Source organism: uncultured Prevotella sp., assembly GCF_946407605.1.
Taxonomy (GTDB): domain Bacteria; phylum Bacteroidota; class Bacteroidia; order Bacteroidales; family Bacteroidaceae; genus Prevotella.
The window spans coordinates 17706-33668 of record NZ_CAMJOS010000004.1; the positions used below are offsets into that span (position 1 = coordinate 17706).

Below are 15963 nucleotides of genomic sequence, written 5' to 3' on the forward strand. Positions count from 1 at the left end.
CTCAAATCTAATGTATATACTAGTGATTAACCCAGGTTCTACGTCAACGAAGATGGCAGTCTTCGAAGACGAGAAACCTATGATACTTCGTGGCATTACCCATACCAACGAGGAACTGGCGAAGTTTGGCGATGATGTGCTAAACCAGCTAGACTATCGCAAGCAACTGGTGCTTGACGAATTGGAACGCATGAATGTTTCCATGCAGTTCGAAGCCGTCATAGGCCGCGGTGGACTAGTAAAGCCCATTGCTGGTGGTGTCTACGAGATTAACCAACAGATGCTCGACGACACCCTCAACGGTATTGCCATGCATAATCATGCCTGCAACCTGGGCTGTCTTATTGCTCATGACATTGCCCAAGGCATTCCTGGCTGCCGTTCGTTTATCGCCGACCCTGGCGTGGTGGATGAACTGAACGACTACGCACGTATCAGCGGCTCGCCCCTGATGAACCGCATCTGCATCTGGCATGCTCTTAACCAAAGGGCCATTGCACGTCGTTTTGCCAACGAAATTGGCAAACGCTATGAGGACCTCGACCTGATTATCTGTCACTTAGGTGGCGGCATCTCAGTGGCTGCCCATCAGCATGGACGTGCCGTTGATGCCAACAATGCACTCGACGGTGAGGGTCCCTTCTCGCCAGAGCGTGCAGGTAGTCTGCCTGCTGCCGACCTGATTCGATTGAGCTTTAGCGGAAAATACTCTGAGAAGCAATTGCTGAAACGCTTGGCAGGCAAGGCAGGACTGAACGCCCACCTTGGTACCAGCAATGTGAAAGAGATTGAGCAGCGCATAGCCAACGGCGACCAGCATGCAGAGATGATTCTCAACGCCATGATTTACCATGTGGCTAAGAATATCGTGGGCTTAGGGGCCGTGTTCTGCGGCAAGGTCGATGCCATCCTGCTCACTGGTGGTCTGGCACGCTCTGAATATGTCATCAGTCGTCTGCGCCAGCGTATCGAGTTCCTGGCCCCCACCTATTGTTTCCCAGGTGAAGACGAGATGGAGGCGCTGGCCCTGAATGCTCTCGCCGTAATGCGAGGACAACGCGACGTGAAAGTTTATGAATAAAAAAGAAAGTAGGCTGACCTCGAAATGAAGTCAGCCTACTTTTATTATGATAGGTATTATTACGCGTCGATATTAGCGTAGGTAGCGTTCTTCTCGATGAACTCACGGCGTGGCTCTACATCGTCGCCCATCAGCATAGAGAAGATCTCGTCAGCCTCAGCAGCATTCTCAATAGTTACCTGCTTCAACAGGCGGTTCTCAGGATTCATGGTAGTCTCCCACAGCTGCTCGGGGTTCATCTCACCAAGACCTTTGTAGCGCTGAGTGTGCAGGGCAGAAGAGTTCTCGTCACCAGCCACATACTTATCGATGAAGGCCTGACGCTGCTGCTCGGTGTAGCAGTACTCTGAGAACTTCTTGTAAGTGCACTTATAGAGCGGCGGCGTAGCAATATAGAGGTGTCCACCCTGGATAACCTGAGGCATGAAACGATAGAAGAGCGTCATAATCAGCGTGTCGATGTGCGAGCCATCGACGTCGGCATCGGTCATGATGATGATCTTGTCGTAACGCAGCTTATCGATATTGGCCTCGCGGTCGCCTTCGCCTTCAACGCCGAAGCGCACGCCGATACTCTGGATGATATTCATCACAGACTCGGCCTCGAACACGCGGTGCCACTGTACCTTCTCCACATTCAGGATCTTACCACGCAGAGGCAGGATAGCCTGGAAATGACGGTCGCGTCCCTGCTTGGCAGAACCACCTGCCGAGTCACCCTCGACGAGGAAGATCTCACAAGTCTTGGGGTCTTTGTTCGAACAGTCGGCCAGCTTACCAGGCAGACCACCACCACTCATGGGGTTCTTGCGCTGTACGCTCTCACGGGCCTTGCGGGCAGCGATACGGGCTGTGGCAGCCAGCACCACCTTGTCGCAGATGAGCTTAGCCTCCTTAGGATGCTCCTCCAGATAGTTGGTGAGGGCCTCACCCACGGCCTGCTGCACAGCACCAGCCACCTCACTGTTACCCAGCTTGGTCTTGGTCTGTCCCTCAAACTGAGGCTCAGCAACCTTGATAGAGATAACGGCAGTAAGACCCTCACGGAAGTCCTCACCAGCAATCTCAATCTTGGCCTTCTCAATCTGCTTCGATATCTGTGGGTCATCATCGGCATATTTCTTCAGCGTACGGGTCAATGCCATACGGAAACCCTGCAGGTGGGTACCACCCTCGATAGTGTTGATATTGTTGACGTAAGAGTGGATATTCTCGCTGTAATCGGTGTTGTACATCACAGCCACCTCGATGGGCACGCCCTGCTTCTCTGTCTTCAGATAGATGACGTCGTCGAAGAGGTGGGTACGATGACGGTCCACGTAGCGCACAAACTCCTTCAGACCTTCCTTTGCGTGGAACACCTCCTGCTTCAGGTTGCCTTCCTCATCGGGACGCATATCCTTCAGCGTGATAGTGATGCCAGCATTCAGGTAGGCCAATTCACGCATACGCTTTGCGATGATGTCGTACTTATATTCTGTGGTGGTGAAAATGGTACCATCGGGCCAGAACTGCTGGCGTGTACCACGCAGTTCAGTCTCGCCCACCACCTTTACGGGATAGAGAGGCTTACCCTTTTCGTATTCCTGCTGATAGATCTTACCATCACGATATACCTGCGAAAGCATGTGAGTCGAGAGGGCGTTCACACAGCTGACACCCACACCATGCAGACCACCAGACACCTTATAGGAGCCCTTGTCGAACTTACCACCGGCATGGAGCACTGTCATAACGACCTCCAAAGCCGACTTGTGCATCTTCTCGTGCTCATCGACAGGGATACCACGTCCGTTGTCCTGAACAGTGATGGAGTTATCTTCGTTAATAGTTACTTCAATGTGCGTGCAATAGCCCGCCATAGCCTCATCGATAGAGTTGTCGACAGTCTCGTTGACCAGGTGATGCAAACCCTTCTCACTGATGTCGCCAATATACATTGCCGGACGCTTGCGCACGGCTTCCAATCCCTCGAGCACCTGAATATTACTCGCGGAATAATTCTGCTCTGTTTGATTCAGTTCTTCTGCCATTTTGTTTAATGTCCTAATTTGGTGCAAAGGTACAAATAAAAAGCGAATTAAACGAATTTTTTCATGCCAAAAAACAATAAAAAAACCGCACAAGCTAACTTGCGCGGCATATTTTTATTTTCAATGGCCTATTAAGCCAGCTTATTCACGTGGAGAGCGAGGCTTGACTTCAGGTTTGCAGCCTTGTTCTTGTGAATAATATTGGTCTTAGCCAGTTTGTCCAGCATCTTCTGAACTTTGGGATAGAGGGCAGTAGCCTCTTCTTTGTTGGTCATTGCGCGCAGCTTGCGAACAGCGTTACGCATGGTCTTGGCATAGTACTTGTTGTGCAGTGCCTTTTTCTTGTCCTGGCGAATTCTCTTCACCGATGATTTGTGGTTTGCCATTTTAATTTTTTAGTTTGAATTGTGATGATAAATTAAAGCTTAGGGGTCTTGCACCTCGAAAGGAAGCCCTGGGCAGACTCTTTTCAGAGCCCTCCGCCACCGCTGTCCTCTTTATACAAAAGTAGCGCATCGCTGCGCAGATGGCGGATTTAAGTTTGTAGTCCCTAGGAGAGTCGAACTCCTCTTTAGAGAATGAAAATCTCTCGTCCTAACCGATAGACGAAGGGACCCCGATGCTTAAAGCGGGTGCAAAAGTACTGCTTTTTCTCCATTCTGCCAAATTTTCTTAAAGGAAAATGCTTGTTTTTGTATTTTTTTTGCTAATTTCGCAGCCGTGAAGGTTAAAACGGAAGCCATTGTGCTACATTCACTTAAGTATGGTGAGCAGAAAATCATCGTCGATATGTTCACTCGCCAGTATGGACGACTGTCGTTTGCCGTACAGTTGCCACGCTCACCTCATGCCAAGTTGAAGAAGCAGTATTTCCAGCCACTCACCTTATTAAATATAGAAGCCGACATCCGCCAGCAGGCCAACCTGCAGAAAATCAGCGAGGTCTCGCTCCTCTCGCCCCTACCCTCTCTGCTTTCCGAACCATCCAAGCTGGCCATCGGACTGTTTGTCAGCGAGTTCCTACATTACGCCTTGCGCGACGAGCAGCAGAACGAGCCCCTCTTCGACTATGTGCGCAGCAGCATTGAATGGCTCGATAGCCGCGAGCACGACTATGCCAACTTCCATCTCGTCTTCCTCATGCACCTCAGCCGTTTTCTGGGTTTCTATCCCAATATCGAGGTCTATTGCGAGGGCGACTTCTTTGACTTGCGCGCTGCCGTCTTCTGCCCCTCGGCACCCGTCCATCGCGACTTCCTCATGCCCCAGGAGGCTGCCCGCATCCAACTTTTGATGCGTATGGACTTCGTCTCCATGCACCTCTTCCGCCTAAGCCGGGCCGACCGCAACCGCATCCTCGAGCTCCTCATCCTCTACTACCGCCTGCACATCCCTCAGTTCCCAGAGCTCCGCTCCTTGTCTGTTCTGCAAGAGCTCTTTCAGTAATACATCCCATCACTCTCACAGTAAAACAAGTTGTTTTACTATTAACATCCCTATCCCTTACACTCTCAGACCTGATTCTTAAAAAAGCAAAAAATGATTGTTTGTTTTGTTACCACAAAAAAAATGCGTACCTTTGTACTCTCAAAAACAGATAAAGCATCATGAAACGAAATCTTTTTCAATTACTGTTTGTTGTAATCCTGATGTTTGTAGGTGGAGGAAAGGCCATTGCCGCCGACATCGAACAAGAGCTGGCCATGCGTGTTCAAGAGGCACAGGTGAGTGGCAACGACTCGGCTTTCTACAGCGTCCATCAGGCTTTTCTGGACCATATTGCAAAGAACCAGGATTGGGAGAAGTACTATCGCGTATGGATGAACCGCGTGATCTACGACGTAAACAACAAGCACTTCCATCGTGCCTTTACCGAGTCTCACAAAATTACTGAAGACATCCGCGAGCGCCGTCAGGAGCAATACCTATATATAGCTAACATGTGTCTGGGATTCTTCTATAGCGGAAGGAACCTTCCTGAGATGGGCGAGACTTACTTCCGCCGTGCGTTGCAGGGCATCGACAAGAAGAATGACATAATGGCTGTGTTCAACTGCTATCTCTCGCTGGCTCAGGTGCTTAGCTTCAACCAGCCCCAAGAGGCGATGGCTTGTCTGGACAGTCTGCCACAGGCTATGCTCGAGAACCCGATGTTCGACAGCGGCGTGTTGGGCTATCGCTGTATTCTGGCCAGCCGTCTTGACGACCGCGAAGCCTTTAATCAGTATTTTGCCCGCTACGACAGTATCCGCCAGAACAACCCTTCGCAGTTCAATCCAGCCAATCTTCAGCAGGTAATGGTATGCTATCATCTGTTTAACAAAGACTACAAGCAGGCTCTGGCCTGGTGCGACTCTGTCAATGTGCCGCAGGTAGCTACCGAGTTGCGCATGGATGTCTACGAGAAGATGGGCGACTGGGAAAAGGCTTACCGCTCCGCCGAGCTGAAAGACAGTCTGAAGCAAGCCGACGAGCGTGAGGTGCTCGAAGAGCATGTGATGGATATGTCGCACGACATCGACCTGCTACAGGCCGAACAGGACAAGGCCGAACTATGCCACAAGCAGATGATGACGATAGCCGCGCTGGCCTCGTGCATCATCGTCCTGCTTATATGCATGCTCATCTATCGCTATTTCAAGAACCGCCGACTCAAGGAGCAGTTCCTGCAGCTGCAGGAGGCTCGCCGCCGCACCGAAGCAGGACAGGCCATCCGCCACGCCTTCGTATCCACCATTCTGGACAAGTTGAAGTCGCCTATCGATGTGCTCTTGAATTATGCACGCATCTTCAACGACCCCGAATTCAAGCTGAAGCCCGAGGAACGCAGCAAGCGATACGCCGATATCGTGGCCGCTGCCCACAGTATCGAGTCGCTGATGGACCCTGTGCTCGACTCTTATATGCGTGGCGACTCGGCCATCACCGATGAGGAGAAACGTATCTGTCAGGATGCGCTCCGCTCGCCGCTGCAGACGTTGATAGGTTCTGCCGAGGTCATCATCGAGTCCGACGGACAGCTGCCCCACGACGAATACATGCAGCTGCGTTCTGCCATCTGTCGCGATTCCTATAATGTGGCCACCTCTACCCGCAAGCTTGTGCTCTACAGCCTCTATGGCGATGAAAAGCCCATCCCCAAGAACGATCATGTAGCGATAAACGAAATCATGCGCTCCATTATCAACAGCTACGACCAGCACTTCAGGACCAAGCCCAAGACCATTGAGTTTAGTACCAACGTGCCTGAGGATGCGAAGATAGACACCAACCCCTTGCTGCAGGAGTTGACAAACAGTCTGCTCGATAATGTCATCAAATATGCCACAGGCGACACCGTGCTGTTAAGTGTCCATGCCGAGGCTGACGACACCTATTCTATATCCGTCAGCAACGAGGGACCAACCATTCCTGCCGCCGATGCCGAGCGCATCTTCGTACCGTTCGTACATCTCTCGGCCAACGAACACAGCCTGGGCATTGGTCTGCCCTTAGCCCGCAGCCTGGCTCTGTCGATGGGATACTCCCTCACCATTGACACCACTTACACACAAGGCGCACGCTACATCATTAAAACCTAAAATATAAATATTATGAGTACTGAGGAAAAGAGACAATATGTGAACGATGCAGTAGAACTGCTGAAAGCGCTGATTGCCATACCGCGCATCAGTCGAAACGAGGCTATAGCCTCCAACCTGATTGAGGAGTGGATGACCAACTGGGGGCTGAACCCCAAACGTGAGGCTAACAACCTGTGGGCTGTGGCTGACAACTACAATGAAGCCAAACCCACCCTATTGCTCAACGCCCATATTGACACGGTGAAACCTGTGCAGACCTGGACACGCAATCCGCATCAGCCTTCAATAGAGGATGACCGTCTTTACGGCCTGGGTTCTAACGACTGTGGCGGCGGACTGGTCACCCTGATGCAGGTGTATCGCATCCTGAAAGACAGCGATCGTCAGTATAACCTGGTGTTTGTGGCATCAGCCGAGGAAGAGGTGTCAGGCAAGAACGGCATAGAGCGTGTGTTACCACTTCTGCCGAAAATCGATGTTGCCATCGTGGGCGAGCCTACTGGCATGCAGCCCGCCATTGCTGAGAAGGGACTGATGGTGATTGACGGCTATGCCAAAGGTGTTAGTGGACATGCTGCAAGAAACGAGGGTGTGAATGCCATCTACGAAGCACTTGACGACCTGATGTGGCTTCGCGACTACCGCTTCCGCAAGGAGAGCCCGCTGCTGGGCGCCACGAAGATGACGGTGACGCAGGTTGAGAGTGGCACACAGCATAACGTGATTCCTGATGTGCTGCACTTCGTCATCGATGTGCGCACCAATGAATTCTATCAGAATGAATATGTGTTTGCCTTCCTTCAGAAACAAATGAAGCGTTGCGAGCTAAAGGTCCGTTCGTTCCGTCTGCATTCTTCGAGCATTGCCGAAGACCATCCATTGGTGAAACGCTGTACGGATCTGGGGCTGAAGCCCTTCGGTTCCCCCACTCTGTCAGACCAGGCTCTGATGCCATTCCCGTCGTTCAAACTGGGACCAGGCGAGTCGGCACGCAGTCATAGTGCCGATGAGTTTATCTGCATCAGCGAAATAGAACAAGCCCTCGAAACTTATCTGAAGATTATCCCCTGAGCCAAGGACGCGGATTGAGCAGCTCAGTCCAGTTGCGCAGTTGGAATTGCATGACGTTAGAAGGTCCCAGCTTACCCAAAGTCTGGTTGGTAGTGACCTTCTGACCTGCCGACACGCTGACGGAAGCCAGGTCACAATAGACGGAGATATACTTTCCGTGACGCACCATCACAATATAGGATGAGCCTGTGGAATAGACCTTGCTCACCTCGCCGTCGAACACACAACGGGCCATCGCACCTGACTGTCCCTTGAGGTACAGACCCTTGCTGCTCAGATGCACATTTCCCAGACCCTCAACAACATTTGAACCAAAGCCACGGACTATCTGATAAGGACCTGTGATAGGCATGGGCAGTTTGCCCTTGTTGCTGGCAAACGAACCAGTGAGACGCTTGTCTGGGTCGGCATTAGCATATTGCTTGATTTCCTTCTGAGTGGCAGCCACATCACGCTCTGCCGTCTTACGGGCAGCCTCAGCATCCTTAGCCTTGCGGGCAGCCTCAGCCTTTTCACGTTCGGTCTTTGCAGCACGAGCTTTCGCTTTAGCTTCCTCCTCCTTGGCCTTAGCCTCGGCCAACTTGCGTTCACGTTCCTTGCGCTCACGTTCCTTACGGGCAAGTTCCTCTGCCTTACGTTTCTTTTCGGCTTCGATACGTGCCTTTTCACGAGCTATCTCCTCAGCAATCAGCTTTTCAATCTTTGCATTCAGCTCAGCCTCCTGCTGCTGTTCTTTCTTGATGAGCTCCTGCACGGTGCGTTGCTCTTTCTGAAGCTGCGCCACCATCTGCTTCTGCTGTGCCTGTTTCTGTTCCAGGTTCTGCTGTTCGCGTTGTCCCTTTTGCAGTAGGTTTCTCTTTTCGTGGCGGTTGCTTTCTATCTCATGCTGCTTGGCCGACACCTGTGCTTGCTTCTGTTTCACCGTCTCACCCTGTACCTTCTGATAGGTGGCATACTCCTTCATGAAGCGCGAGCGGCGATACATCTGATTGACGTTGTCGGCACTAAACACAAACATTGCCTTGTTATACGACTTGCGGTTGCGATAAAGATACCTGACAGAGTTGGCATAACGCTCCTGACAGTCTTTCAACTCATGCTGCAGGGTGTCCATCTGGGCATTCAGCAGAACCAGGCTACTGTCCAAAGAGGCGATATCTGTCTTGATGGTATCGATGAGTCGTTTCTTATCGTCAATCTCATTGCCCAGCACCAACACGTCCTGCATCTGTTGCTTTACCTGACGGTCCAGCTCGGCACTCTTCTTTTTCTTGTTCTCAATATCCTGTCGCAACTGCTTTTGTGATGCCTGCATCTTCTCCCTCTCACTCAGAGGTTTCGACTGCTTCTTCGTGGTAGTCTGTTTTTTCGTGGTCTGCTTCTTGGCAGGCTGTTTCTTTTTCTGCACCTGCGTGGTAGTAGTCTTTTTACGCAACTGACTACTGCTCTTCGACTTTTGAGCCGGAGCTACCACAGAGATGACCAATGCCAGAAGTAAGACAACGAGTTTCCGCATACCTTATTATATATTATAGGGCCATGAAACGACGCAGAATCTGGTCAACATCAACCTCACGATATTTGTCAGACACCTTGGTGCGAGTCTCCCAGTCACTCTCGTTGCCTAGGTAATTCAACTTGATACCCAACTTGATTTCCTTCTCAGGCATAGTCAGCGTGACACCCATATCACTTGGGAACAAGATAGAGCCCAACTTCGAGAAGGCGTTATAATCCCAGTTCAGCTGGGTGTTGCCCTTGAGCACATCACGATAGGAGATATTAGCCATCTTGATGCGACCTGACTGACTGTTGGCCAGCCAGCTATAGTTCATCTTACCCTCATCGAGACTGATAATGATATCATTATCGCTGGTACTGGTAGTAAACTTATCGTACATCGTCTTATCCACCGTCTGTTTGCCAGGCATGAACATCTCGTTCCAGAACAGAGCCTGCAGGGTATAGAAGTTGATGCCGCTGTTACGAAGGAAGTCCACATAGTTGTAAGGCACCTTGATGAACTGCTTGTTGATACGGTCGATAATCAGCACATAGTCCTTGGTGAACTCCAGACGTCCAGCCTCCACGAAACCGAAGGCCATGAGCTGCAACTGGATGACATCGTCGCGCTTCATCTTCAGGTTACCCGTCAGCGTCACCTGCTGCGGTCCGTATTCTATCGAGAACTTCAGCTTCGACGTAACAAACTGCGTCTTCGACGTCTTAGCAACACTCGTGCTGACCTTATCCAAGAAGGCAGCCTGCTGCTCAGCTTCTTGAATGGCTTGCAGGGCCTGCTGTGTTTGTTCTGGTGTCAAAGGCTGATCCTTGACAACCTTTGTGTGAGTATGACAAGACATCACCAGCAGGGGTATTGCCAGTGCAACCACTTTCAATATGTTTAAGCTCTTCATTGTTTGATATATTTTTTCCGTTTAATTTTGCGTGCTATGAGTTTATTGTCAGGGTCCTGAGCCAGCGCCTGCTGCCACAGGCTGACGGCACCTTCGATATCGCCTGCCATCGCATAGATATCGCCAGCATGTTCTGTAACCACAGCCCCGATGGTGGAGTCGTTCTGCAGAGCCTGGTCAATATAGATGCGGGCCTCAGCATAGCGACCCTGCATAAAGAGAATCCAAGCGTAGGTGTCGAGATAGGTGGCATTCTTCGGCTCGGCCTTGATGGTCTTGAAACTCATCTCCTCTGCCTTGTCCAGGTTCTCACCCTTCAGACTGAGGTAGTAGGCATAGTTGTTCATGCAACTGATATTATCGGGCTTCCATTGCAGACAGGAGTCGTAGGCGGCAAAAGCTTCGCGCTTGCGGTCTTTCTGGAAGAGGATATCGCCCATCACGGCATAGAAGTCTGACACAATCTCTGGCGAGCTATCGTCGTTAATGACGCTGATGCCATTCTGGAAAGCCTCCAAGGCATGATCCTTATCATCGCTACGGTAGTAGGCCATACCCTGATAATAGTAGAAAGCCATCTCCTCTGGGTTATACTGACGGGCAGCCTGACACAGGCTGATGATACGGGCATCATCATCAGCTTCCCATGCAAACTGTACCAACTGCAAGCGGGCTGGCGCATAGTCGGGAGCCATCTGAAGTACCAGTTCCAGCGCCGTTGCTATGCTATCGCGAGGCATCTGCTTCAAATCCATGTAGGCAGCCTTGAGCATAGCTATCTCCACAGCAGGATTGGGCTGTGCCAGCATCTGGTTGAAGATATTCAGCACGCTGGTGCTGTCGCCACCGCTACGTTCATTCTCACCTATCAACTGTCGCAGCATATAGGCCTTATCCTCCGTATCCGTAGCACGGTTCATCAGGATGCGCTGTGTGATAGAGTCTACAGCGACCTCATCTTCCATCTGTATGAAATAGGTCCTGAGCGACTGCTGTGCCTTGGCATTGTCAGGCTCTTCGCTGAGTACCGACATCAGCACCTCATAGGCAGCATCAGACTGACCATTACCCATTAGGGTGTTGGCATAGAGTGTGCGGTAGTTCATGTCGTAGGGATGTTCTTCCGATAATGCCTTAACGGCTTCCACAGCACTCTGATGGTCGCCCATCTGCACATACAACGCACTCTTGGCCAGCGAGATACGCTCGCTCTTACCATCAATGGTCTCCATTCTGTCGAGCACGTCGATAGCCTTCTTAAAGTCCTTCTCCTGGATATACAGCCTGTAGATGGTCTCGAGCAGTTCCTCACGACTCTTGTCCTGTTCGTACATCTTCTCGAACACGGGGATGGCGTCGGCATACTGTTCCTTGCCGATATACGAGCGACCCAGCGTTTCCATATAGGTGATATTGTCAGGACTCAGGTCTGCAGCACGTTTGAAGAGCTCTACGGCCTTGTCAGTCTGCTTCATCTGGGCATAATACTGGGCCAGGAAGAAACAAGTCTCAGAGGCATTGGGCCTTAGTTCCAGACAACGCGTCAACAGGTCGAAGGTCGCATCATGATGACCTTTCTGCCTTTCAAGCATAGCCTCGTGGAACAACAACTCATACCGACGTTCGGTATCGGTCTGAGCAAACATACCCAGACAAACTGCCAAACAGAACAATATGACTTGTACTTTTCTCACTTCACTCCTGTGTGTCCATATCCACCCTCGCCGCGCTCAGTCTCGTCGAGCACGTCAACCTCTACGAATTCCGCCTGCTCGTGACGGGCAATGACCATTTGGGCAATACGCTCGCCGTCGTTGACCACAAAGTCCTCCTGCGACAGGTTGATGAGCAGCACGCCCACCTCACCACGATAGTCGGCATCGATGGTGCCAGGCGAGTTCAGCACGGTGATACCCTTCTTCAAAGCCAGCCCGCTGCGAGGACGCACCTGAGCCTCATAACCAGCAGGCAAAGCGATATGCAATCCTGTTGGAATGAGTCGACGCTCAAGGGGTTTCAACACGATGGGTTCGTCTATATTGGCACGCAAATCCATACCTGCGCTCTGCACGGTGGCATAGGCTGGCAGGGGCTGGTGCCCTTTGTTTACAACTTGAACTTTCATAACTTGCTTATATATTAAGGTGCAAAATTAGCGATTAATCTTGAAACCGCCATATTTTTTTTGCTAAAATGTGTTTCAGGGTGATAAATAGGCTATCCAAGGATAGCCACAAGGGTTTTTAGAGATAACCCTGCTGCTTTAGTTCGCTGGCCACATCGCAGAGTTCCTGATACCACGCCTCGCCAAAACGACGCACCAACGGCGCTTTCAGAAACTGATAGACGGGCAGGTTCAGCGCCTTGCCTTTGTCGCGTCCGCACTTGCAGATTTCCCAGCGGTGATAGTTGAGCGCTACTGTACCATCAGAGAATACTTTTTCGCGAATGGGATAGAGGGCACAACTGATGGGCTTAACAAATTGAGAATTGAAAATTGAGAATTGAGATTTTGCTACCGCCCTTGCTCTTTTTTCGAGCGCACAGAGACAACAGTTATGGATTATTTTCCCTTCCACGTCGATATCATCATAGCAGGTGAACACACAGTCCTTACCATTGACAATACTGGTGACGAGGTCGCCCTCCTGATCAGTATAGGCTACTCCCTGCTTGTCGATGACAGCCTGCGCCGAAGCCGAGAGATCGCCCCACACATCATCGACGCAATTCTCAATCTCCATCACCTCGTCGAGCGTCACAGGGGCACCAGCATCGCCTTCTATACAGCATTCACCCTTGCACACCTCCAGGTCGCAGCAGAACAGCTCCGTGAGGATGTCAGACGAGATAAGTACTCCCCCAACCTCCAATATTGGCGGCAAAGCATTTACCATTGAATGGGCTCCTTTCCCTGTTCAGTAAGATACTGATTACAACGTGAGAACTGATGCTGTCCGAACCAGCCGCCACGATTCGCACTCAAGGGCGAAGGGTGTACGGATTCGAGCACCAAATTGTTCTGTTTATCAATCATATTGGCCTTGGAACGGGCAAATCCGCCCCACAGCATATACACCAGATGCGTGCGTTCTGTGGCCAGCGCCTTGATGGCGGCATCGGTAAAGGTCTGCCAACCCAGCGTGGCGTGACTGTTGGCCTGATGGGCCCTGACGGTCAGCGTAGCATTGAGCAGCAGCACGCCCTGCTTGGCCCAGCGCGTCAGGTCTCCGCTCTGTGGCATTGGGGTGCCGAGGTCCTGTTCTATCTCCTTGAAGATATTCTGCAAAGAGGGCGGAAACATCACGCCATCCTGCACAGAGAAGCTCAGTCCGTGAGCCTGTCCTGGCTCGTGATAAGGGTCTTGTCCGATTATTACCACCTTCACCTGATCAAACGGACACAGGTTGAAGGCATTGAAGATGAGACGTCCAGGAGGATAGCACATACCAGCGCCATACTCCTGCCTAACCTTCTCTGTAAGGCCTGCGAAGTAAGGCTTTTCGAATTCGCCCTGCAGATGCTGCTTCCACGACTCCTCTATCTGTACGTTCATAGCAATTCGTTGATATGGTCTATCATCTCCTGCGGCAGGGCAAAATGGGGGTCGTCGCTATGGGCGTTGATGGCTTCGAGGAAATGGGGCAACTCCTCACGATAGACATCCTTCATGTGATGGTTCGAGTCGTTGCTATGCGTGAAGCTATAGGTGATATTAGCCAGACGGTCGGCCAGCTTCAAGAAGGGAGCATAGGGCGTCTCGCGGATGCCCTGATAGTAACGCTCGCCTGCCCTTTCGGCTCGAGTGCGACCTTTATCATTAGTCAGCGCATAGACCATCTCAGCAGCCATATAGGCCTGGTCGTCGTTCATAAAGAGACGTGCCGCCCTGGTCACATCATTATAGGTCATGCGTGCATCCTCGATGCTGTCGTGATAGTAGGCTGCGAAGAAGAGCGGCAGGATGTCAGCCTCCTGCTGGCAGACCAGGTGTCCGTACTTGAACACCGAGTCTGCCACCATGTCGAGGTGAAAGCCGTAGGGATGCTTCTTGTCGTAATGCTGGTTCACGCTTTCGTGCAGCATATAGGCACGATCCCTCACTTCTTCTAAATCAAGCTTATGCTTGTCAACAATAGCTTGAAACTCCTGCTGGGTCATTAGTCACAAATCAGATTTTCGCCAGTCATATCCTTGGGCTGCTCCAGTCCCATGATGTGGAGGATAGAGGGAGCCACGTCGGCCAGACGACCATCCTTCACAGTAGCCGAGTTATTATCGGTGACATAGATGAAGGGCACAGGGTTCAGCGAGTGAGCGGTGTTAGGAGTACCGTCAGCGTTGATGGCGTTGTCAGCATTACCGTGGTCGGCAATGATGATAGCCTCGTAGTCGTTAGCCTTAGCAGCTTCGATGACATCCTTCACGCAGTTGTCAACGGCATGAACGGCCTTGGCAATAGCGTTGTAGATACCTGTGTGACCCACCATATCGCCATTGGCAAAGTTCACCACGATGAAGTCATACTGCTGGGTGCCGATGGCAGCCACCAGCTTGTCCTTTACCTCGTAGGCGCTCATCTCTGGCTTCAGGTCGTAGGTAGCCACCTTTGGTGAAGCCACCAGGATGCGGTCCTCATTGGCATACGGAGCCTCGCGACCACCATTGAAGAAGAAGGTGACGTGAGCATATTTCTCTGTCTCAGCGGTATGCAGCTGCTTCTTGCCCTGCTGGCTGAGGTATTCGCCCAGGGTGTTCTCCACGTTCTCTTTGGGGAACAGGATATGCACGCCCTTGAAGTTGGCATCGTACGGTGTCATGCAGTAGTACTGCAGACCAGGGATGGTCTTCATGCCCTGCTCAGGCATATCCTGCTGGGTGAGCACGATGGTGAGCTCCTTGGCGCGGTCGTTGCGGAAGTTGATGAAGATAACCACATCGCCCTCCTCGATGCAACCGTTCACGCTGCTGTTGTGGATAGGCTTGATGAACTCGTCGGTAACACCCTCGTCATAGCTCTCCTGCATGGCCTTCACCATATCAGTAGCCTGCTTACCAGTGCCGTTGACAATGAGGTCGTAGCCCTCTTTCACACGCTCCCAGCGCTTATCGCGGTCCATAGCATAGAAACGACCTACGATGCTGGCGATGGCGGCGTCGTTGTCAGCGCATACCTTCGTCACCTGCTCGATGAAGCCCTTACCGCTCTTGGGGTCGGTGTCGCGACCGTCCATGAAGCAATGAACAAAAGTCTGGTTCTTCAGACCGTAGTGCTTACCAACCTCGATGAGCTTGAACAGATGATCCAAAGAAGAGTGTACGCCACCATCAGAGCAGAGGCCCATCAAGTGCAGCTTTTTTCCGTTCTGCTGCGCATAAGTGTAGGCAGCCTTCACCTGAGGATTCTCCACGATAGAGCCGTCCTTGCAGGCACGGTTAATCTTCACGAGGTCCTGATAGACGATTCGGCCTGCGCCGATATTGAGGTGACCCACCTCCGAGTTGCCCATCTGTCCGTCGGGCAGACCCACGTCCTCACCAGAGGCCTGCAACTGCGAGTGAGCCGATACTGCTGTGAGATAATCCAGATAAGGCGTTGGTGTGTTGAAAATCACGTCACCCTTACCATGCTGTCCGATTCCCCATCCGTCGAGAATCATCAAAAGTGCTTTCTTTGCCATAGTTCTTTATATATTAAAATGTGTAACTCTGCTTTTGGGCTGCAAAGTTACACATTTTTAGGGAGTTAACAGGACAATGTCGAGTTAATTGGAGTT

The 15963-nt window shown here is 51.4% G+C and carries 14 protein-coding genes and 1 tRNA gene; 4 read left to right on the forward strand and 11 right to left on the reverse strand.

Annotation, left to right across the window (positions count from 1 at the left end; genetic code table 11):
- Positions 1–10 precede the first annotated feature (10 nt).
- Complete coding sequence (gene buk, locus Q0R57_RS02975) at positions 11–1081, forward strand: butyrate kinase (protein WP_294743768.1); 1071 nt, start codon at positions 11–13, stop codon at positions 1079–1081.
- A gap of 59 nt (positions 1082–1140) precedes the next feature.
- On the opposite strand, the gene gyrB is transcribed toward buk, so the two are convergent.
- The 3 genes from gyrB to Q0R57_RS02990 all read right to left on the reverse strand — a co-directional run bounded on the left by gyrB (position 1141) and on the right by Q0R57_RS02990 (position 3730).
- Positions 1141–3114: a DNA topoisomerase (ATP-hydrolyzing) subunit B gene (gene gyrB, locus Q0R57_RS02980; protein WP_294743770.1), complete on the reverse strand. Its 1974-nt coding sequence runs from the start codon at positions 3112–3114 to the stop codon at positions 1141–1143.
- 131 nt (positions 3115–3245) lie between these two features.
- Positions 3246–3500, reverse strand: a complete 255-nt coding sequence (rpsT, locus tag Q0R57_RS02985) for a 30S ribosomal protein S20 (protein ID WP_294743772.1) — start codon at positions 3498–3500, stop codon at positions 3246–3248.
- A gap of 158 nt (positions 3501–3658) precedes the next feature.
- Positions 3659–3730: transfer RNA gene (locus Q0R57_RS02990), tRNA-Glu, on the reverse strand.
- 104 nt (positions 3731–3834) lie between these two features.
- On the opposite strand from Q0R57_RS02990, the gene recO reads away from it, so the two are divergent.
- The 3 genes from recO to Q0R57_RS03005 all read left to right on the forward strand — a co-directional run bounded on the left by recO (position 3835) and on the right by Q0R57_RS03005 (position 7769).
- Positions 3835–4560: a DNA repair protein RecO gene (gene recO / locus Q0R57_RS02995; protein WP_294743773.1), complete on the forward strand. Its 726-nt coding sequence runs from the start codon at positions 3835–3837 to the stop codon at positions 4558–4560.
- A gap of 161 nt (positions 4561–4721) precedes the next feature.
- Complete coding sequence (locus Q0R57_RS03000) at positions 4722–6695, forward strand: HAMP domain-containing sensor histidine kinase (RefSeq protein WP_294743775.1); 1974 nt, start codon at positions 4722–4724, stop codon at positions 6693–6695.
- Between the two features lie 12 nt (positions 6696–6707).
- Positions 6708–7769, forward strand: a complete 1062-nt coding sequence (locus tag Q0R57_RS03005; RefSeq protein WP_294743776.1) for a M20 family metallo-hydrolase — start codon at positions 6708–6710, stop codon at positions 7767–7769.
- Here Q0R57_RS03005 and Q0R57_RS03010 read toward each other — a convergent pair.
- The 8 genes from Q0R57_RS03010 to gpmI all read right to left on the reverse strand — a co-directional run bounded on the left by Q0R57_RS03010 (position 7759) and on the right by gpmI (position 15867).
- Positions 7759–9285 (reverse strand): peptidoglycan DD-metalloendopeptidase family protein, encoded by a 1527-nt coding sequence (locus Q0R57_RS03010; protein WP_294743779.1) that lies wholly within the window; start codon positions 9283–9285, stop codon positions 7759–7761. The two genes, Q0R57_RS03005 and Q0R57_RS03010, sit on opposite strands and share 11 nt — an antisense overlap.
- Positions 9286–9298: 13 nt before the next feature.
- Positions 9299–10186, reverse strand: a complete 888-nt coding sequence (locus Q0R57_RS03015; RefSeq protein ID WP_294743781.1) for a DUF4292 domain-containing protein — start codon at positions 10184–10186, stop codon at positions 9299–9301.
- Positions 10183–11880 carry a tetratricopeptide repeat protein gene (locus tag Q0R57_RS03020; RefSeq protein ID WP_294743783.1) on the reverse strand — a complete coding sequence of 566 codons (1698 nt, stop codon included), beginning with the start codon at positions 11878–11880 and terminating at the stop codon, positions 10183–10185. The genes Q0R57_RS03015 and Q0R57_RS03020 overlap by 4 nt, the downstream gene beginning before the upstream one ends.
- On the reverse strand, positions 11877–12311 hold the full coding sequence (gene dut, locus Q0R57_RS03025; protein WP_294743785.1) for a dUTP diphosphatase: 435 nt from the start codon (positions 12309–12311) through the stop codon (positions 11877–11879). Before dut ends, Q0R57_RS03020 begins: the two co-directional genes overlap by 4 nt.
- A gap of 118 nt (positions 12312–12429) precedes the next feature.
- Positions 12430–13083: a DUF3109 family protein gene (locus tag Q0R57_RS03030; protein WP_294743787.1), complete on the reverse strand. Its 654-nt coding sequence runs from the start codon at positions 13081–13083 to the stop codon at positions 12430–12432.
- Positions 13077–13742 (reverse strand): uracil-DNA glycosylase, encoded by a 666-nt coding sequence (locus tag Q0R57_RS03035; protein WP_294743789.1) that lies wholly within the window; start codon positions 13740–13742, stop codon positions 13077–13079. The genes Q0R57_RS03030 and Q0R57_RS03035 overlap by 7 nt, the downstream gene beginning before the upstream one ends.
- Positions 13739–14347 carry a hypothetical protein gene (locus tag Q0R57_RS03040; protein ID WP_294743791.1) on the reverse strand — a complete coding sequence of 203 codons (609 nt, stop codon included), beginning with the start codon at positions 14345–14347 and terminating at the stop codon, positions 13739–13741. The genes Q0R57_RS03035 and Q0R57_RS03040 overlap by 4 nt, the downstream gene beginning before the upstream one ends.
- A complete protein-coding gene (gene gpmI / locus Q0R57_RS03045) occupies positions 14347–15867 on the reverse strand; it encodes a 2,3-bisphosphoglycerate-independent phosphoglycerate mutase (RefSeq protein WP_294743792.1) in 1521 nt (506 codons plus the stop codon). The genes Q0R57_RS03040 and gpmI overlap by 1 nt, the downstream gene beginning before the upstream one ends.
- Between the last annotated feature and the right edge of the window lie 96 nt (positions 15868–15963).

Excerpts from the sequence above, each read along its gene's own strand:
- buk (WP_294743768.1), top strand. The coding sequence starts at position 11 with ATGTATATACTAGTGATTAACCCAGGTTCTACGTCAACGAAGATGGCA.
- gyrB (WP_294743770.1), bottom strand. The coding sequence starts at position 3,114 with ATGGCAGAAGAACTGAATCAAACAGAGCAGAATTATTCCGCGAGTAAT.
- rpsT (WP_294743772.1), bottom strand. The coding sequence starts at position 3,500 with ATGGCAAACCACAAATCATCGGTGAAGAGAATTCGCCAGGACAAGAAA.
- Q0R57_RS03000 (WP_294743775.1), top strand. The coding sequence starts at position 4,722 with ATGAAACGAAATCTTTTTCAATTACTGTTTGTTGTAATCCTGATGTTT.
- Q0R57_RS03005 (WP_294743776.1), top strand. The coding sequence starts at position 6,708 with ATGAGTACTGAGGAAAAGAGACAATATGTGAACGATGCAGTAGAACTG.
- Q0R57_RS03010 (WP_294743779.1), bottom strand. The coding sequence starts at position 9,285 with ATGCGGAAACTCGTTGTCTTACTTCTGGCATTGGTCATCTCTGTGGTA.
- Q0R57_RS03015 (WP_294743781.1), bottom strand. The coding sequence starts at position 10,186 with ATGAAGAGCTTAAACATATTGAAAGTGGTTGCACTGGCAATACCCCTG.
- dut (WP_294743785.1), bottom strand. The coding sequence starts at position 12,311 with ATGAAAGTTCAAGTTGTAAACAAAGGGCACCAGCCCCTGCCAGCCTAT.
- Q0R57_RS03030 (WP_294743787.1), bottom strand. The coding sequence starts at position 13,083 with ATGGTAAATGCTTTGCCGCCAATATTGGAGGTTGGGGGAGTACTTATC.
- Q0R57_RS03035 (WP_294743789.1), bottom strand. The coding sequence starts at position 13,742 with ATGAACGTACAGATAGAGGAGTCGTGGAAGCAGCATCTGCAGGGCGAA.
- Q0R57_RS03040 (WP_294743791.1), bottom strand. The coding sequence starts at position 14,347 with ATGACCCAGCAGGAGTTTCAAGCTATTGTTGACAAGCATAAGCTTGAT.
- gpmI (WP_294743792.1), bottom strand. The coding sequence starts at position 15,867 with ATGGCAAAGAAAGCACTTTTGATGATTCTCGACGGATGGGGAATCGGA.